We start from the raw sequence: 17,971 nt of genomic DNA, 5'->3' as shown, positions 1-17,971 counted from the left end.
CCGACGCGCACCCCTGACCGGCACCGTCCCCGGACAGGAATCAACGCGACATCACGGACGCAAGATCAACCGGCTACCGCCGTGAAACAACGAGGGTAGGGGCGGGGGCTTCGATGTGCGGAATGGCGAGGGTGGCGCTCATGGTGCTGCCCTCCGGCGAGGGGTCTGACCGTTTAGGGTTATTGCCCTTGTTTCTTCAGATTGCTCGCCGGACGTCATAGCCGTGTCCGCCGACTGTCACAGGCGCGTCACAGGGAAAGGCGGAATGGTTTGAATCAGGTGGTCACACGACGAAAAGGCTGGTGGGCACCTGGAGTCGATGGCCGCCAGCTGCATGTCCGCCCCAAGTGACCGTTACCCCGCATCTGGCCATTCCTCCGGAAGCTCTGGCGGCTCCGGGTCAGCCTGCAACTGCCGCTCCGCTCGCCGCCCGTTCTCCGCTCGCAGCATCGTCAACCACGGCCAAAGATCCGGTAGCCGTTGTGCCGAGCAGGCCAGCCGGTGCTCGATACGGCAACGTTGAAACGGATCTGGCGGACACACGCCGTAGACGGTGACCCGACCGTCGGAGAGCTCGATCCACCGATGCTCCGCCGGCACCGTATGGGCCAGCGGAGTCATGTCCGGTTCCAACAAGACCCATTCATGCTCAGGCGTCGCCACTCGGTCCTGCAACAAACCGCAGTACGGGCAGCGCAACTGCCCACCATTGAGTCGACGCGGCTCTCCCTGTAATAGCCCCATAACGCCAGAGTCGACAGCTCGGCGGCACTTGCGTAGAGCGCGAATCGGACGAGACGCATGTGGCAGCCAACCACTGGCGAAACGGAACGCGACGCGGCAGGTGATACCAGCAACCACAAGCCGAGGGCGTGCGGCTGGTACACGACGAAGCCCCCAGCCCATACGGACCGGGGCTAACGGCTCTGTGCCTCATCACTCGTCTTCGCGCAGCAGACCCACTCATCACTCGATGCTCTCCCCAGATCCAACGTCAATCCACCGGCGGCGCGGTTCGGATCGGGCGCTGGCGTGTGGCAATTCGATGGTGGTGGGAGTCAGGTCACGCCAGCCGGAGCTGTAGTGCCGAAGACCGGCGCAGAAGACCGGGCCGCCGGTTAGGCTCGACGGGCGATCACGCTGCACAAGCATCAGCGACCTTTGCACTCCCGGAGAGGCGGTACCACCCCATGAGCAGCGCAGACGGGGCGTCCCAGGCACCAGACCCCCGACTCGTACGCCTGGCCAGGCAGTCCCGCAACTTCGGGTTCCTGCTGCCGCACCTTCCGCTGCTCGTCGCGTACGGAACCGCAGCCGAGAGCCATGTCTTCAGCGATCCGAACACGTCACTGATCAAATCCCGCCAGTTCGGCGAGGCTATGGCGGCCGACCTGGTGAGCCGGGGACGGGTCCGGGTGGAGGGCGGCACCCAGTTCGACCGGCTGCGGGCACTGGACCGGGAGGGGTACCTGCACGGCGACGTGGGCACCGCCTTCCACGAGGTGCGCACCCTCGGCAACGACGCGAACCACTCGGGACTCGACAGCGCCGACGACGCCTTCCGCGCCTTGCGCACCTGCTTCCGTCTCGGGACCTGGTATCACCGGCTGCTCACCGGCTCGCGCGAGCAGCTGCCGTTCGTGCCACCCAGCCCCGACCGCACCCCTGCCGCCGAGAACGAGCGCCTGCTCCAGGATGTCGCCCGCGCCCGCAAGGACCTGGAAGAGGCCCGCCTCAGCTACCACGACCAGACATCCCAGGCCCAGGCCGAGCACGCCGCCCGGACCGCCGTCGAACGCGAGCTCGCCCAGGCGCAGGCCGAGCGCGAGGAGCTGGCCCGTGCGGTTACGGCCATGCAGGACCAGCTCAAGGAGTTCCAGGCCGCCGCCGAGGCCACGCGAATCGGCCGCAGGCGTGCCGACACCACTGACCGGGCCGCTGCGTCGGCCGCAGTCGCCGAGCGCGCCCGTCTCCTCGACAACGCGGAGCAGGCCTCCCGAGAACCCCTCACCGAGGTGCAGGTCCGCAAGCGGCTTGACGCGATGCTCACGGCGGCCGGCTGGGACGTCCAGGACGGCGGCGCGAACCTCAACCTCCACGTCCAGGGCGACCGGCGGGGCAACGGCGTCGCGGTCCGTGAGGTCACCACCGCCAGGGGCCGCGCCGACTACGCCCTCTACGTCGACCGTAAACTCGTCGGTGTCATCGAGGCCAAGCGCGAGGGCGCCGACCTGTCCGCCGCCGAGGCACAGGCCGACGGATACGCCGACCACCTCACCGACGCCCAGCAGCGCCTCAGCGCCTGGCGTACCCCGCTCCCGTTCCGTTACGTGAGCGACGGCGGCGAGACCCGCTTCCGGTCCGTCCTCGACCCGGACTCCCGCACCCGCCGCATCTTCTCCTTCCACCAGCCGCGCACCCTCGCCCGCTGGGTCCGCCAGGCCGAGGAGGACGAGCAGGCCCCCAGCTACCGGGCCCGGCTGCGCTTGCGTATGCCCGACCTCGACGAACGCCCGCTGCGCCCGGCGCAGATCGAGGCGGTACGCGGCGTGGAGAACTCGGTGGCGCTCGGCAAGGGCCAGCAGGGGATGGGCCAGTCCCGCTCCCTCGTCCAGATGGCCACCGGTGCGGGCAAGACGTTCACGGCGGTGACGTTCTCGTACCGGATGCTCAAGCACGCGCGTGCCGAGCGCGTCCTGTTCCTCGTCGACCGTAACAACCTCGGTGTGCAGGCCTTTGCCGAGTTCGAGAACTTCAAGACCCCCGACACCGACCGCAAGTTCGCTGACCTGTACAACGTCCAGCGCCTCGGCGCGGAGGGAATGTACGCCTCCTCCAAGGTCGTCATCTCCACCGTTCAGCGCCTCTACATGGAGCTCACCGGCGCGAGCCTGCCGGGCAGCGAACGGGGCGACGGCGAGATCGAATACGACGTCGACGTGCCAGGCGGCATTGAGGTCGGCTACAACGCAGACATCCCCCCGGAGGCCTTCGACCTCATCGTCGTCGACGAGTGCCACCGTTCCATCTACGGCAAGTGGCGCTCTGTCCTCGAATACTTCGACTCCCCCATCGTCGGCCTCACCGCTACCCCCGTCGCCCAGACCTTCGGCTACTTCAACGGCAACCTGGTCAGCGAGTACTCCTACCAGGAGGCGGTGGCCGACCGGGTCAACGTCGACTTCTCCGTCTACGAGATTGAGACGCGGATAACGGCCGTGGGCGGCGTCATCGCACAGGGCACCATCCCGGTCCGTGACCGCCGCACCCGCCGCCAGCGCTACGAGGACATCGACGAGGACATCGAGTACGGCGCCAACCAGGTTGGTGTCGGAGTCATCAGCAAGGATCAGCTGCGTACGGTCGTTCAGACCTTCCGCGACCGCCTGTTCACGGAGATCTTCCCCGAGCGCGCGAAGTACGACCGGGCCACGGGCACACTGCGTTGGGACGAGATGTACGTGCCCAAGACGTTGGTCTTCGCCAAGAACGACAACCACGCGGAGGAGATCGTCGAGGTCGTCCGCGACGTCTTCGGGAAGGGCAACGACTTCTGCGCGAAGATCACCAGCGCGGCCCGCAACGCTTCCGAGCGCCTCGCCGCCTTCCGTAACCTCCCTGAGCTGCGCATCGCGGTCACCGTCGACATGATCGCCACGGGCACGGACGTCAAGCCGCTGGAATGCCTGCTGTTCCTCAGAGACGTCAAGAGCTGGGCGTACTTCGAGCAGATGAAGGGCCGTGGCGCTCGGACCCTCTCCCTCACAGACTTCGAGAAGGTCACCCCAGGTGTCGGCCCCAAGACCCGATTTGTGATCGTCGACGCGGTCGGCGTGACGAAGAAGCCGAAGGTCGACGCGGCACCGCTGGAACGCCACACCGACAAACAGATCAGCCTGGAGAAGCTGCTCCGCAAGACCGCCGCGAACACCATCGAGGAGGAAGAGGTCTCCACCCTCGCCGCCCGCCTCGCCAAGCTCGACATCCAGATGACGGACGAGGAGCGTGCCGAGATCCAGCGTCTGAGCGGCGGGCTGGAACTGAAGAAGATCGTTCACGGTATGGTCGACGCCGTCTCGGCGGACCGGCAGCTGGAAGCCCGGGAGGTCGCCGAACGCGCGGGCCGTGACCCCGAGCGTGCGGTACGCGACCTCATCGAGCAGTCCGTCCGCGCCCTCGCCGCCACGCCGCCGCTGCGCGCCCGCCTGCTGGAGATGCGGCGCGCGAAGGACATCCTCTACGACGAGAACGGCACCGACGAGCTTCTCCGCGCAGGGGCCGCCGACGACGACAAAGACGCGGCGACGGAGACGGTCCGCGACTGGCGTCGGTACATCGCGGACAACCGCGACGAGATCGCGGCGATGTCCATCGCGTTCAGCGCCGGCTCCGACGTGCCGCCGGGCGTCGCCATGGACCGGCTCAAGGACGTGGCCCGCAGCATCGCCCGCCCGCCGCGCGCCTGGACCCCGGACCGGCTGTGGAAGGCATACGAGAAGGTCGGCGAGGCGGTGCCCGACGGGGCCCACCGCAAGCACACGGCCTCCGATCTGCTGGCCCTGCTCCGCTACGAACTCGCGGGCGGTGCCGCACAGGGCGCCCCGGCACCACGCCCGCATGAGGAGCTCGTGCGCGAGCGCTATCAGGCCTGGATCACCCGCCAGGAACAGGCGGGCGCGCGTTTCACCGAACGACAGCGCTGGTGGCTCGACCGCATCGCCGCGGCGACGGCCGAGCGTGTACGCTTCGATACCGCTGACCTCGACTACGCCCCTTTCACCTCACGCAACGGCACGGACGGATTCCTCGCGGAATTCGGGGGGACCCGGGCAGAACACATCATCAATGAGCTGGACAGGGAGCTGAGCGCGTGACGACCGACTCGGGTGTGGGGCCAGGGGGTTCGGGCTCCGGGGGGGACGTCGCGGAGGGGCTTCCTGCGGGGTGGGTTCGGGCGACGCTCGGGGAATTGGGTGTTGAGGTTCAACCGGGATTCGCCAGCGGTAAGCACAACCGTGACGGTGAGGGAATCATTCATCTCCGTCCGATGAACATCACTCGCAATGGAGTGCTGGATACCCTGGACGCTCGATACGTCGTTGACAACTCTGACCGGCGCGTCGAAATGGGCGACGTTCTGTTCAACAACACCAACAGTCCGGCGCTGGTCGGGAAGACGGCGTGGGTAAATTCCGCCGAACCCCTCGCCTTCTCGAACCACATGACCCGACTGCGTGGCCCGGAAGGGCTCGACGGAAAGTTCCTGGCTGCACAGTTGCACCACATGTGGGCGACTGGGTATTTCAAGTCGATCCTGAACAATCATGTGAACCAGGCGAGTGTGTCCCGTAAAGCCCTCCTGGATACAGTGATCGTTGTCCCACCTCTCGCTGAACAACACCGCATCGTCGTCAAGCTGGAGGAGCAGCTGGCACATATCGAGACGGGTGAAGTTTCTCTAGCGGATGCTAGAGCGCGGATTACGGACTTTGTTACGTCCTTGCTTGCTGGGGCTACTAAGCCGAGCCCAGAACTGTCGAATTGGGAGAGTAAGACGATCGGCGAGATGGCCGCTGTTTCGTCTGGCGCTACCCCTCTCAAGGGGAGGTCGGACTATTACGACGGCGGAACAGTACCGTGGGTCACCAGTTCCCTCCTCAACGCTCCATTCGTAGATCGAGCTGAGAAATTCATTACCGACAGGGCGGTGACGGAGACAGCTGTCAAAGAATATCCGCCGGGCACGCTCTTGCTTGCCATGTATGGCGAAGGTAGGACTAGGGGGAAGTGTTCTGAGCTCCGGATTCACGCAACCACCAATCAGGCATGCGCGGGTATTCAACTTGCAGCAGAGTATGAGTGCCGTAGGGATTGGGTGAAGCTTGTTCTGGAAGCTCGATACGAAGAAAATCGAGCCTTGGCTTCTGGTGGCGTTCAGCCAAACTTGAGTCTCGGCCTTGTCAAGAAGATTCAGGTTCCTCTCCCGCCGCTTATGCGTCAAAAAGAGCTCCTGGAGCAGGTGGCCCAGCGTCGCGCTGATGCGGGCGAGATGGCCGACGTGATTGAGTCTGTGAAAGTGCAGGCCGCTGAATTGCGCAGCACCCTCCTCCATGCCGCCTTCACCGGCACCCTGGTTCTCCAGGACCCCGACGACGAGCCCGCCTCCGTGCTCCTCGACCGGATCCGCGCTGAGCGGGCCGCCGATGCCAAGCCGACCAAGCGTAAGCGCGTGTCCGGTGCGACCTCCCTGGCGGCGCCTCAGACCTCCGGCCGACCGGTTCCCTCCGGCACCCAGGAAGCACTTCCCCTGTGAGCACCATGATGAGCAGCACTGACAAGCCGACCCCCGAGGATCCCGCTGAGGCGGCCTCTTCGGCACCCAGCACCACTACTCCCGCCCCTCGTGCGGCGGAAGCGAGGACCAAGGCCACGGCCGCCGCCCCGGCCTCCACCTCCACCCTCGTCAACCGCCTCTGGTCGTACTGCGAACTGCTCCGCCACTCCGGCGTCTCCACCCTCGACTACGTCGAGCAGCTCACGTACCTCCTCTTCCTGAAGATGGCCGACGAGCGAGCCAACCGCCCGGCGGCCTTCCGGCGCAACGCCCCCGAGAAGCCTCTCGTCCCCGAGGGCCGGGACTGGAAGAGCCTGACCACCCGGTCCGCCGAAGCATTGCTCGACCACTACGAGTTCATCCTCAAGGATCTCGGCCAGCGCGGCGGCACCATGCTCGGTGAGGTCTTCACCAAGGCGCAGAACAAGATCCATGAACCAGCTGTCCTCGACCGCCTGATCAAGGACCTGATCGACCCCTACACCTGGACCACCGAGAACCAGGACCTCAAGGGCGACGCCTACGAAGGTCTCCTCCAGCGTGGCGCCGAGGACCGCAAGACCGGCGCGGGCCAGTACTTCACGCCCCGCCCGCTCATCGACGCCATGGTCGACTGCATCCAGCCGCGGCCCGGTGAGCACATCACCGACCCGGCCTGTGGCACCGGCGGCTTCCTCATCGCGGCGCACGCCCACCTCGTCCAGAACTACGAGGACGAGCTGTACGGCGACAAGGGCCGCGCCCTCCAGACCGGCGCGATCACCGGTTACGAACTCGTCCGCGAGACCGGCCGTTTGGCCCTGATGAACATGCTGCTGCACGGCATCGGAAGCTCTGAGGCCAAGCCGCTCATCACCATCCAGGACTCCCTGGCCCGCCCCCCGAAGCGGCACTACGACATCGTGCTCGCCAACCCGCCCTTCGGCGTCGGCTCGGTGACCGGCGAGTCCTACACCTCCCGCACCGACTTCTGGGCACCGACGACGAACAAGCAGCTCAACTTCGTCCAGCACATCTACAACCTGCTGAAGACCAACGGCCGAGCCGCCCTCGTCCTCCCCGACAACGTCCTCTTCGAAGGCGGCGTCGGCGAGACCATCCGCAGGAACCTCCTCAACCTCTGCGACGTCCACACCCTGCTGCGCCTGCCCACCGGCATCTTCTACGCCAACGGCGTCAAGGCCAACGTCCTGTTCTTCGACAAGACCGGCCAACGCTCCGGAGGCCGTCCCGGCACACGCGAGCTCTGGGTCTACGACTTCCGCACGGACCAGCGCTTCACGCTCAAGCAGCGTCAGTTGGGACGCCAGCACCTCGACGACTTCGTCGCCGCGTACCACTCCGGCGGCACGGACTTCAGCAAGCGCACCCCGAGTGATCGCTTCCGCGCGTACGACTACGACGAGCTGATCGCCCGGGACAAGGTCAACCTGGACCTCACGGTGCTCAAGTCCGATGCCGCCGTGACCACGGAGTACGCGCCGCCGGACGTGATCGCCCAGGAGATCGTCGACGAACTCGAAGTGGCGCTCGCTCAGTTCACGGCCGTGGCCCGTGCCTTGAAGAAGGACGTACCGCCGTCGGCCGACGAGAACTAAAGCCAGCAGGCGGGCCGGTGGTTCACCGAGAACCACCGGCCCGCCGCTGTTCGCTTCTCTCCGTGCTCAGAGCTCGCCCGCGATCACACCCGCCCGGAACGCGGCCCACTCCGACTCGGTGAACCGCAGCGGTTCCCGCTTCGGGTTCTTCGAATCACGTACGGCCCGCGCACCGTGCGGCAGTTCGGCGACCTCGACGCAGTCGTTCTCGCCCGCGCTCGCGGATGCCTTGCGCCAGGTCACGGCAGAGAGATTCTCTGCGTACAGCTCGGCCTTTGGCTCCTTCACCTGCGGCTTTCCTCTTCCATCCGTGAGACGAGTGCCATCGAGTCATCCACGGGGAGTGCTGCCGCCACGATGCGCTCGAAGGCATCGGCGAAGACCTGCACTTCGTCGACACCCTCAACGTAAGTCGCGCCGATGAGGTTTTCCAAGAGAGCGACGGCCGGCATCGGACCGGGAAAACCGACCAGGTTGAAGCCACCGGCACCGCCCGGGTGCGGAGTCGCGGCCAGCGGCATGATCTGGATGGTGACGTTGGGCAACTCCGCCACATCCAGGAGGCGCCGCAACTGCTCGCGCATGGTGTCGTGTCGTACCGCGAAGCGCTGATGCAGGACTGCCTCATGGAGAACCGCCCAGAACTTCAATGGACCTTCCGGGCGGGTGAGCACGGCCTGTCGGGCCATACGAACCTCGGACAGCGCGGTGACCTCCTCGGGAGTGCGGGTGGTGGCGTTGGCGGCCACCGTCTCACGTGCGTATCCGGCGGTCTGTAGCAGTCCGGGGACCAGCAGAGGGCTCCAGATGCGCACGCTCTCCGCGTCCGACTCCAGTGAGATGTAGTCCGCGTAGGCGGGTGCCACAATCCCGCTGTACGTCTGCCACCACCCTTGCTTTCGGGCGTCTTTGGCCAGCCCTTCCAAGGCGCTCACGACATCGGGATCGGTTACTCCATAGACCTTGAGCAGTGGGGCGACTTCGGCCGGGCGGATGTGTCCGTTGGCCGTCTCGATCCGCGACAACTTCGTCCCGAGCCAGCCCAGTTCCGCGGATGCCGCATCGAGACTCATTCCAGTCGCGTTGCGGTACCGGCGCAGTGCCTCACCGAGTCGTCGACGTCGAACGGTAGGTACGGGGCGCACGTTTGGCATGCGCTGAGCCTTCCACCACGACACATTGAAGGTCCAGGGGAACGGAGTTTCGATCCATCATTTCGGGTGACAAACTTGCAGGTGATCATGGATAGCGGCCACTCTCAAATCACCGTAAGGCGAGGCAAGTCCACTCCCGACGCAGAGGAGCCCCCCATGCCCCACTCACTCGGCTGGTACCACACCCCCACCCCCTCCGGCTTCGTCCTCCACCTCACCGCCACCCCCGACCACCTCCGCGCCACCCGCACCCTCATCTCCAAGACGCTCGCCGACGCCGGGGCCGGTGAAGGCCTTGTGTACTCAACGCAGTTGGTGATGTCCGAGCTGTGCGGCAACGCGGTCCGCGCGTGTGGTGACTTCGTTCCGCTGGTCGCCGAGGTGGGGGTCATGCCGCTCGGGCGCGGTGATGATGCGGAGCGAGGCGTCCGGGTCAGGCTGCACGACCCGTTCCGCCGGATGCTGCCCGTGCGGGGCGGCGCACGACTCGACGACCCCGAGGCGGAGTCGGGGCGTGGACTGCCGCTGGTCGATCTGCTCGCACCGGGGTGGCGGGTCACGGGGACGCCGGTCGGCAAGCAGGTGCGCTGCTGGATTCCGGACCAGCAGGAGAGCGGGGTCTGACAGGCCGAAAAAAGTACTGCTCGGGGCCCCGGTGCCGACCTTGCGCCTACCCTGGAGGGGAGTTGATCGCCTGCGGCCCGATCGGCCGGTTCAGATGTGTTCTCAGAGCGCTTCGTCACCGGATCCGACGCTGCCGGAACAGGGGGGTGGCCCGTCGGCGTATCCACTCGGACAGGGACGTTCGAGAACGGGTGGGGCATGGCGACGGAGCGCGAGAACATCGGGGCGAGAGGGCCGGAGGGGCGCTGGACGGCGGAGGGGATCTTCCACCGCTGGCAGCGGTTCTTCGAGCAGAAGCCGAGCCTCAAAGGGCTGACGCGGCTGGAGTTCACCGAGCACATCGCGTATCTGCTCTTCCTCAAGCTCGACCATGAACGCACCCAGCGGACAGGGATGTTCGCGAGCCCGCCGATCGCGCCGACGGGCAGCTGGCCGAGCCTCGTACTCGCCGGCGGTGAGGATCTGCACCGTGCCCTGACTGGGCTGATGGCCGAACTCGGCAAGCCGAACCCGCAGGATCCCCGCCGGGCCATCGCGAGTGTCCTCTTCCACGACTCCCGCCCCTGGCCGGCCGACAAGATGGCGGATCTCGGTCGGCTGATCGTCGAGGAGTTCGACCCGTACCGTTGGTCGGACGTGCCCCGGGACGAACTCGGCTCTGCCTTCTCCCTGTTGATAGCCGACTGCCGGGACGACATCCGGGCCAAGCGGGAGACGGGCCAGTTCCTCACCCCACCCCACCTGCTCACCGTGATAGCCAAGGCGCTTGCCCTCACCCCTCGGGACCGAGTGGTCGACGCGGCCGTCGGGGTCGGCACCAGTCTCATCGCCGCCCACCGTGAGATGGCCGCGCACGGGGGCCGTGTGGACGCCGCCGCCATCGTCGGTGCCGACATCGACGTACAGATGTGCCGCCTCGCGACGATGAACGTGCTCCTCAACACCGGGCGTCAGTTCCACGACGTACCGCCGATACTGCGCGCGGACTCGCTTGACACCAAGGAACGCCTGGTACGCCGCTACGAGCGGAACGTGGCCGGCACCGTCGCCATCTGCAACCCGCCGTTCAAGAGCAACGTCGAGGCGAACACCGAGCAGCGGGACGACTTCTGGGCGCAGAACGCCACACTCCCGGCCAACTTCCTCCAGCATCTGGCCATCACCCTGCCCCAGGGGGCCAGAGCGGCCGTCTTCGTCCCCGACGGAGTGCTGTTCCACGGCGGAGCAGCGGCCACCATCCGCAGGGCGCTCCTGAGGAACTGCGACGTGCACACCTTGCTGCGGCTGCCGACCGGCATGTTCCACGACACCGGCTCCAAGTCGAACGTCCTCTTCTTCACCAAGTCCGTCCTGCGCCCGAACGGCGATCCGGCCACCGACGAGCTGTGGGTGTACGACGCCCGCGACCTGCACCACACGGACACCGAGAACCCGCTCACGGAGGAGGACTTCGCGGAGTTCCTGGAGGCCTACCGGCCCGGAGAAGAGGGGTGCGCGGGGCGCACCGAATCGTCGCGCTTCAAGCGGTACGACCGTGACGCCGTGCGCAAGATACTGGACAGCCGCACTGCCGACCTCAATCTGAAGGCGCATTCCACCGACGCGCCCGACGACTTCGGCGACCCGCGCGAGATCGCCCAGTCGATTGTGGACCACCTCGACGACGCGCAGAGGAGCTTCCAGGTGGTGCTCAACTCGCTCAGCTGACGCTCCCGTACCCGCGCCCTCTTCGCCGCTCGCAGCCAGCCGGACAGGAACCCATGAACGCCACTCCCCAGCAGCCCGACATCCCCACCCAGGTCCGTCAGGTCGAGCGCGCCTTCGACGAGACGTACACCGGCCTCATCGACATCAGTGACTTCGGCAACCGGCCGCCGGAGCAGACCCAGCCCGCCTTCCGCTCCCGTGCCCTGGCCGCGCACGCCGTGCGCATCATGACAGGCTGGCCCCCGGAGCAGGCGGCCGACTGCGTCATCGACGGAGGCCAGGACCAGGGCATCGACGCCATCGCGATAGACGAGACGGCCGCGCACATCTACCTCGTCCAGGCCAAGTGGAGCCCGACCGGAAAGGCCAAGGCCGACGAGACCGCGGTCCACAAGCTCTTCGCTGGGCTGACCCTCATCGACTCCGGAGAGGCCGCCCAGTTCAACCCTCGCGGCCAGATCCTCGCCAAGCGGGCACACGACCTCATCAGTGAGAAGACCACCGAGATCACGCAAGTGATCGTCCTCATGGGCACAGAGCCCCCGTCGCCGGGCGTACTGCAGGTCATCAAGAACGGCGAGGGGGAGTTCAACTCCCACGGCGACTACGTCGACCATCGCTTTCTGCACGCCAAGGAGATCCACGCTCTGGTCCGGAAGGACCAGCAAAGTGAACCCGTCACGCTGACGGCGACGCTTCACCCCTGGTTCAGCGTGCCCTCGCCCTACCTCTCCTACGAGGGCGTCATACAGGCCGAAGAGGTCGCGACCTGGGCCGACCACGGCAACGAGCTGTTCGTCCGCAACATCCGCAATCCGCTGGGGCTCACCCCCATCAACAAGGAGCTGCTGGACACCCTCACCGGCGAGCCGTTCCACTTCTGGTACTTCAACAACGGAGTCACCGTCCTGTGCGACTCCCTGGAAGCGGTGCCCGGATCGCAGAAGTTCCCCGAGCGCCACCCCGTCCGCCTCACCGCCAAGGGCGCCAGTGTCGTGAACGGCGCACAGACCGTACGCTCCGTCATCGACGCCGCCCAGCAGTCCGAGGAAGCCGGACTCGCCCAGGTCACCGTCCGGTTCATCGTCACCGGCGGCGACACCGAGTTCGCCAACCGCACCACCCAGGCCACTAACCGTCAGAACCACATCACTGAGCGTGACCGTATCGCCCTCGACCCCGTTCAGGCGGTGCTCATCGACGAGTTCCGTGCCGAACTGGGCCTCGTGTACAGCGTGCGCCGCAGCGAACTCGAACCCCAGGACGACGAGGGCTGCTCCGTAGTGGAAGCCGCGTGCGCGCTTGCCTGCGCCCACAGCGGCAGCCGGTTCGTGGCCCGGCTCGTCGCGTCCGGCTCCACCGACGTGCTGTGGGAACGGGGCAGTAGCGGCATCTACGACCCCCTCTTCCGCTCCGTGCCCAATGTGTATGAGACCTGGAACGCCGTGAACGTCCTGCGGGCGGTGCGTACGGCTCTGCGTACGGAACGCGAACAGTACGCCGGACGCGCGGCCGCCGTCATCGACGACGGTACGTTCCTCATCACCCACCTGGTGTTCCGGCAGCTCCTCGCCCAGGACGCCGGCATGGGCGAGCCGGACCAGTCGCTCACGTGGGCCGCCGAGGCCAAGGAGCAGGTGCCAGACCTGGTCAAGCGCGTTGTCCCGGCGGTCGTACAGGCTCTGGACGGTGTGGGTACCCGGTCGAGTCTCCAGCGGGTGTGCGCCGATCCGGGGCAGGCCGCCGACCTCGTGACCGCAGCCCTGGCAGCCCTCGAAGACGGCGGAAGCGAAGACGCCGCCGCGCAGTACCGGCGCGAGGAGAACAAGCCGCGTAAGCGCCGCAGGCCCAACGCCGTGCACGTCATCGTCGACAAGGGCGCCCTGGAGGAGGGGGCACCGCTGCACCTGGCCCTGTACCTACAGCCGGAGAAGGACGCGCTCGCCGCATGGCTCGACGCGAACCCGCGCCGGGCACTCGCGAAGTGGACCAACAGCAACCGGGCGCGCCCGATCGTCTGGGCCGCCGACGGCAACGCGTACTCGCCGAGCGGTCTCATCGCACGGATGTGGGAGCTGGCCGAGTGGGAAGGTCGCCCGGTCGCAAACCAGGGCACCGCCCGCTGGGCTACGCAGGACGGAGAGACGCTCGCCATCCTCGCCCGGCGGCTCCTCGACGGCATGGAGGAGTCGGGGGACGCCGAGTGACTGACTAGCGGCACGGGCTTTCGGGCCGTCCCGCGAACCCCTCCTTTGTGGTTACATCGAGCGCTATGTAGGCACAATCGAGGGGCGGCCATGAGCGTCACCTACGTCCGAGACGCTCTCCCACAACCCCAGCGCCGTCTTCACCCGACTAAAAGTCAGATGATCACGGGGTTGCCCGTGCCTGCTGCTGCATCAGTTGGCCTTGAGGGGCACGCCGCCAGCGTCGTACACCTGGCCGGACATGGCGTTCACTCGGTAGGTGTCGACAGGGGCCGGCTCCTGCGCGTCGTCGCTCGCCCCGCTGCGGTATGACGTCACGTTGACGAGCCAGTAGGGCTTCAGCGTGCCGTCGAAGTCGTCTGCCTTTAGGGTGACGACTTGACTCTTGAACTTGGCGTCGGTACTTCCGTTGGCTCGCAGCTTGGCCGCCATCGCTCGGTCCACCGCCTTCGTGGCTTGCTGGGCGTCGAGTTCGAGCTTGGAGAAGTCGGCGCGGGTAGCGCCGAGGGTGACGTCGATCTGGGATACGCGCCCGCCCCTGTCGACCTGAACGTCGAGCATTCTGGGCATGAGTACGCCGTTGTACATCCATCGCCAGCTCGTCATCCAGCCCAGGCTGGCCTTTTCACCGACGGCGCTGGTCTTCTGCCTCGTCGCGCCCCTGGCCCAGGGGTATCGCTGCTGTGCGTACGTCTGCGCGACCTTCTGCGCTTCGCGGTCGGTGGTCGGCGCTTCCGCTCCGTGCACCGGGTATCCCATGGCGGTGAGGCGGTCGCTGTCCTCCAGGAGCACGTTCAGGTGCTTCTTGTCCGGCCAGGACAGACTGGCTTCGGCGAACTCCTTGGAGTGCCCCTTCTCGCGGCTGTGCAGGCTGAAGAGGACGTGCTTGCACGACGTGTCCCCGCACGGCTGCTCGTACAGCTGGCCGATCGTGTACCGGTTCCCAAAGGCTTCCTTCACGGCGGCCTCGACGGCCTGTTTCTGGTCTGCGTTCGCCGAGGAGAGGCCGGTGCCGTCCACGTTCGTGAAGGAGAGCATCGGCTTCGCCACGCCCGTACCGAGGAGCAACAGCGCGACGGAGGCGATCAACGCGCCCTTCACCCCGCCCTGCCAGTCGACTGACTGTCGCACGGCGAGCACGATCACCGCGGCGGCAAATCCCACGAGCCCGCCGATGATGTTCATCTCGGCGTCCGAGCTGTCGCAGACACGTCCCAGCCCGTCGACGGTGGCCTGGGTGAACTCGATGGCCAGAGGCAGGGCGATGATGCCGACCAGGACGGGAAGGGGGCGGCGGACGGCCAAGAGGGCGAACGTGCCGACGGGCACCATCATGGCCAGGTTCCAGACACCTTGTGTGGTGTGGAAGGGCTCGGCGAACTGGTGGTTGAGGACGCACGTGCCACTGGCGGGCCCGCCGCCCATGAAGGTGACGCCGAGGACACCGGTCACCGTGAAGGCGAGTGCGGACCACCATATGCCGTGCGGTCGGCCCAGTTTGCGGGCGAGCGCCCACGCCGTGCCGCCGAGCACCAGGGCGGTCAGCGTACAGGCGACCAGGTAGTCGACGTGATGTTGGAAGATCGCGGAAAACACGGCGCGGTCCTTGCTTTGTCAGAGTGCAGGTGAACAGGGCCGCAGGCCCCGTCTGTCGGACGGAGCCTGCGGGGTGCCGGTTTCAGCAGTGCGTTGCGGGCGTCTCGTACTTGGTGCCGTTGGCGGACATGACGCCGATGATGCTGTCGCAGTACCAGCCGGAGCTCACCGAGAACGACTTCTTCACCGTCTGGCCCGACGCGATGTCGACTGCGGCGGCGTACGTCGTCGTTCCGGAGTGGGTGTAGCCGAGCTTGGCGCTGATGGTGGAGCCGCCGGTCTTGGAGTAGGTCGTGTAGATCGTGGTGCCCGAAATCTGCTTGTTGTACAGGATGCCGTTAGTCAGCGAGGTGCAACGCTCCATGGGCTCGTTGGTGGCCGTCCAGCCGGAGCTGCTGCAGTAGGCGGCAGCGGACGCTGCCGGCGCGCTGAACATGACAGAGCCCGTCGCGATGGCAAGGGCGACGAGGGCGGCGTTGGCCTTGGAGCGCATTAGATTTCCCCTTTGATTAAGGCATGACAAACACTCCGGCGTGCGGAGCGGCGTCAGTGCAAAGGTTTCACCATCATCCGACCATGAGCTATGCAACCCGTGAAGATTATTTGAGGATTATCTGAGCTATCCGAGGGCTGTGTGGCTGAAAAGTACCAGCCCTTGACGCGTTAACTACCTTCTCGATGCTGCTGGTTGAGGGCCAGTGGCACAGCGACGACGGCTACCACTCCTACGACTCGCGCATCCCGATCGCGGCGACCACGCTGGACCTGCTGCGCGAGCACGGCCCGGCCGGGCCCGCGTTCTGGCGCTTCGGCCGCGACCACCGCCAGCCGCTGCGGGACGCGATCGGCAACCCCCGCCGGGACGCCTACCTCGCCCGCCGCCGCCAAGCTGGTTCCGCCGCCGGGCACGCCTACCTGGTCGTCCGCCGACACCGCTACACCCGTGAACTCTCCTTCTGCCGCTGCCACTCCACCGCCCCCGTCAGCCTCGCCGACCTCGTGAACATCATCTGCACCAGATGGAAGATCGAAGAGGACTTCCAAGGCGCGAAGGGGACCACCGGCCTCGACCAGGGCCAGGTGACCTGCTGGAACTCCTGGATGCGCTGGAGCCTGATCAGCCTGATGGCCGCCGCGGTCCTGACCGTCACCCGCGCCCGCACCCACACAGCCGACACCGCAGGGATCGACCTCGTCCTCACCAGCCCACGCGAACTCCTGGCCGTTCTCCGAGCCGCCGTCATCCCGATGCCCCACCGCGACCTCGACCACGTCCTGCACTGGTCCGCCTGGCGCCGCCGACACCAACACCGCGCCGCCGTCTGCCACCGGCACTGGAACAACGTCACCGCGGCAGCGACTACCTGACCCGACAACCAAGATCAAGACTTACAGCTGCCGTGTCTGTCCGCCGTGGTCGCCGACCTCAACCCCGTGTTGCGAGGCTGGGGGGCGTACTTGGTCTTTGGAGGAGATACGCCCGAAGGGGGCGTATCTCCTCCAAAGACCCCAGACCTGTTGTTGGGGCACATCCCTCGGCTAGTGAATACGCAGAGTGATGAGCGGGAAAAGGACGCTTCGCCCGTCGACCAGTTGCGGTCATGTTCTAATCGCCGGATGGCGAAGATCGAATCAGAGCTGATACGACGTTGGCTGAACGGCTGGACCGTGGCTCGCTCCCTGCCCGAGGCCGAGCCGGTCGAGTCCGCTGGGGACGGCCTGCGGTCCAAGTGCGACCAACCCGGCCGTGAGGTCGAGGTGTTCGCGCTGCGTGCGGATGAGGAGCCCGAGTCCTTGGCACGGCTGGCGGCATCCGTCGCCGCCGCGCAGCAGATCACCTGGCTCACAGTACCTACGCTGCGCCCAGGCACCGTCGAAGCCGTCGTCAGCGCCGCCGGACTGGAGTTGCTCCACCGGTCCGAATGGTTCATGACGACCGATCTGACCGAGCACCCGCAGCACGCACCCGCCGCGCCGTACGAGCGCGCGGTCCACACGGAGGGACCAGTCACGGTCGTCTCCCTCCATGGCCCCTCCGGAGAGATTGCGGCGCGCGGCGCCATCGCCGTGGTCGGCGCCGATGCGATCGCCGATCGCATCGAGACGGACCCGGCGCACCGCCGACGCGGCCTGGGCCGCGCCATGATGAGCGCTCTGGCCGAGGCCGCCGTGGCACAGGGCGCCCGTACCGGTCTTCTCATCGCCAGCGAGGAAGGCCAGCGCCTCTACTCCTCCCTCGGCTGGCACCACGAAGCCGACGTCCTGATCGCCCGGGGGCCGGTGGTTCCCTCCAGCAAGTAGGACTGGCTCACGCCGGCCGATCCGCCGGTGACCGCGGCGACGAACAAAGTCGAGTCGTTCAACCGGTTCTCCCAGTGGGTCGGCTTCGGCAACCGCGGCGTCATCGCCGACAACGACCCGGTAGAGCAGGAGAAGGCAATGAAATTCAACGCTCTGCTCACGAACGCGGTCATTTTTCACAATGCCCTGGACATCGCCGAGATCGTCCGCCAGCTGCTGGAGGAGGGCTGGACGATCGATCCGGAGGACCTGGCGCACATCTCGCCGTACCTGACCGAGCACATCAACCGGTTCGGCGAGTACAGCACGCACGAGCTCGGCATCCAGCCCGAGGCGTACGACCCGAAGCTGGACGTGGACTTCGCCCCGCTGCGCGAGGCGGACCCGGCCGCGGCCGGCTTCGGGCAGGCCGCCTGAAAGGCCGCGGCCGGTGACGGCAGCATCGTCCGC

The 17,971-nt window shown here is 66.7% G+C and carries 13 protein-coding genes and 1 pseudogene; 9 read left to right on the top strand and 5 right to left on the bottom strand.

Annotated features, from left to right (window positions below):
• Positions 1-354: 354 nt before the first annotated feature.
• On the bottom strand, positions 355-744 hold the full coding sequence (locus ACWD5Q_RS21725) for a DUF6083 domain-containing protein (protein WP_451428672.1): 390 nt from the start codon (positions 742-744) through the stop codon (positions 355-357).
• 446 nt (positions 745-1,190) lie between these two features.
• Here ACWD5Q_RS21725 and ACWD5Q_RS21720 point away from each other — a divergent pair, with 446 nt between their 5' ends.
• Genes ACWD5Q_RS21720 through ACWD5Q_RS21710 form a run of 3 tightly spaced genes read left to right on the top strand, consistent with a single transcriptional unit; the run spans position 1,191 to position 7,932 of the window.
• Positions 1,191-4,874 carry a type I restriction endonuclease subunit R gene (locus tag ACWD5Q_RS21720; RefSeq protein WP_451428671.1) on the top strand — a complete coding sequence of 1,228 codons (3,684 nt, stop codon included), beginning with the start codon at positions 1,191-1,193 and terminating at the stop codon, positions 4,872-4,874.
• Entirely contained in the window at positions 4,871-6,313 is a 1,443-nt protein-coding gene (locus ACWD5Q_RS21715) for a restriction endonuclease subunit S (protein ID WP_451428670.1), read from the top strand. The genes ACWD5Q_RS21720 and ACWD5Q_RS21715 overlap by 4 nt, the downstream gene beginning before the upstream one ends.
• 5 nt (positions 6,314-6,318) lie before the next feature.
• Positions 6,319-7,932, top strand: a complete 1,614-nt coding sequence (locus tag ACWD5Q_RS21710; RefSeq protein ID WP_451428669.1) for an N-6 DNA methylase — start codon at positions 6,319-6,321, stop codon at positions 7,930-7,932.
• Positions 7,933-7,998: 66 nt separating this feature from the next.
• Here the strand turns inward: ACWD5Q_RS21710 and ACWD5Q_RS21705 are convergent, their stop codons facing one another.
• Together ACWD5Q_RS21705 and ACWD5Q_RS21700 are read right to left on the bottom strand one after the other, a co-directional pair.
• Positions 7,999-8,220 (bottom strand): DUF397 domain-containing protein, encoded by a 222-nt coding sequence (locus ACWD5Q_RS21705; protein WP_451428668.1) that lies wholly within the window; start codon positions 8,218-8,220, stop codon positions 7,999-8,001.
• The gene (locus tag ACWD5Q_RS21700) at positions 8,217-9,086 is read right to left on the bottom strand and encodes a helix-turn-helix domain-containing protein (RefSeq protein ID WP_451428667.1); all 870 of its coding nucleotides are present in this window, start codon (positions 9,084-9,086) and stop codon (positions 8,217-8,219) included. The genes ACWD5Q_RS21705 and ACWD5Q_RS21700 overlap by 4 nt, the downstream gene beginning before the upstream one ends.
• A gap of 156 nt (positions 9,087-9,242) precedes the next feature.
• Here ACWD5Q_RS21700 and ACWD5Q_RS21695 point away from each other — a divergent pair, with 156 nt between their 5' ends.
• The 3 genes from ACWD5Q_RS21695 (at position 9,243) to ACWD5Q_RS21685 (ending at position 13,624) form a co-directional block, all read left to right on the top strand.
• On the top strand, positions 9,243-9,710 hold the full coding sequence (locus tag ACWD5Q_RS21695) for an ATP-binding protein (RefSeq protein ID WP_451428666.1): 468 nt from the start codon (positions 9,243-9,245) through the stop codon (positions 9,708-9,710).
• A gap of 198 nt (positions 9,711-9,908) precedes the next feature.
• Positions 9,909-11,417, top strand: coding sequence for an HsdM family class I SAM-dependent methyltransferase (locus tag ACWD5Q_RS21690; RefSeq protein WP_451428665.1), 1,509 nt, complete (start codon positions 9,909-9,911; stop codon positions 11,415-11,417).
• 53 nt (positions 11,418-11,470) lie between these two features.
• Positions 11,471-13,624, top strand: coding sequence for an AIPR family protein (locus ACWD5Q_RS21685; protein WP_451428664.1), 2,154 nt, complete (start codon positions 11,471-11,473; stop codon positions 13,622-13,624).
• Positions 13,625-13,816: 192 nt separating this feature from the next.
• Here ACWD5Q_RS21685 and ACWD5Q_RS21680 read toward each other — a convergent pair whose 3' ends face one another.
• Entirely contained in the window at positions 13,817-15,220 is a 1,404-nt protein-coding gene (locus tag ACWD5Q_RS21680) for a VanZ family protein (RefSeq protein WP_451428663.1), read from the bottom strand.
• Positions 15,221-15,302: 82 nt separating this feature from the next.
• On the bottom strand, positions 15,303-15,713 hold the full coding sequence (locus tag ACWD5Q_RS21675) for a hypothetical protein (protein WP_451428662.1): 411 nt from the start codon (positions 15,711-15,713) through the stop codon (positions 15,303-15,305).
• A gap of 407 nt (positions 15,714-16,120) precedes the next feature.
• Here ACWD5Q_RS21675 and ACWD5Q_RS21670 point away from each other — a divergent pair.
• From ACWD5Q_RS21670 to ACWD5Q_RS21660, 3 genes and pseudogenes are all read left to right on the top strand, one after another.
• Positions 16,121-16,588: pseudogene (locus tag ACWD5Q_RS21670) on the top strand (IS701 family transposase); the annotation flags it as partial.
• 249 nt (positions 16,589-16,837) lie between these two features.
• A complete protein-coding gene (locus ACWD5Q_RS21665) occupies positions 16,838-17,521 on the top strand; it encodes a GNAT family N-acetyltransferase (RefSeq protein ID WP_451428661.1) in 684 nt (227 codons plus the stop codon).
• 27 nt (positions 17,522-17,548) lie between these two features.
• Complete coding sequence (locus ACWD5Q_RS21660; protein ID WP_451428660.1) at positions 17,549-17,938, top strand: Tn3 family transposase; 390 nt, start codon at positions 17,549-17,551, stop codon at positions 17,936-17,938.
• Positions 17,939-17,971 lie beyond the last annotated feature (33 nt).

Source organism: Streptomyces sp. NPDC002513 (assembly GCF_053595355.1).
The sequence above is the reverse complement of the archived record's forward strand: the minus strand, read 5'-3'. Positions and strand labels throughout refer to the sequence as shown.

Bases quoted from the DNA above. Each gene is read 5' to 3' on its own strand.
- ACWD5Q_RS21725 (WP_451428672.1), bottom strand. From the start codon at position 744: ATGGGGCTATTACAGGGAGAGCCGCGTCGACTCAATGGTGGGCAGTTG.
- ACWD5Q_RS21720 (WP_451428671.1), top strand. From the start codon at position 1,191: ATGAGCAGCGCAGACGGGGCGTCCCAGGCACCAGACCCCCGACTCGTA.
- ACWD5Q_RS21665 (WP_451428661.1), top strand. From the start codon at position 16,838: ATGGCGAAGATCGAATCAGAGCTGATACGACGTTGGCTGAACGGCTGG.
- ACWD5Q_RS21695 (WP_451428666.1), top strand. From the start codon at position 9,243: ATGCCCCACTCACTCGGCTGGTACCACACCCCCACCCCCTCCGGCTTC.
- ACWD5Q_RS21685 (WP_451428664.1), top strand. From the start codon at position 11,471: ATGAACGCCACTCCCCAGCAGCCCGACATCCCCACCCAGGTCCGTCAG.
- ACWD5Q_RS21700 (WP_451428667.1), bottom strand. From the start codon at position 9,086: ATGCCAAACGTGCGCCCCGTACCTACCGTTCGACGTCGACGACTCGGT.
- ACWD5Q_RS21675 (WP_451428662.1), bottom strand. From the start codon at position 15,713: ATGCGCTCCAAGGCCAACGCCGCCCTCGTCGCCCTTGCCATCGCGACG.
- ACWD5Q_RS21690 (WP_451428665.1), top strand. From the start codon at position 9,909: ATGGCGACGGAGCGCGAGAACATCGGGGCGAGAGGGCCGGAGGGGCGC.
- ACWD5Q_RS21710 (WP_451428669.1), top strand. From the start codon at position 6,319: ATGATGAGCAGCACTGACAAGCCGACCCCCGAGGATCCCGCTGAGGCG.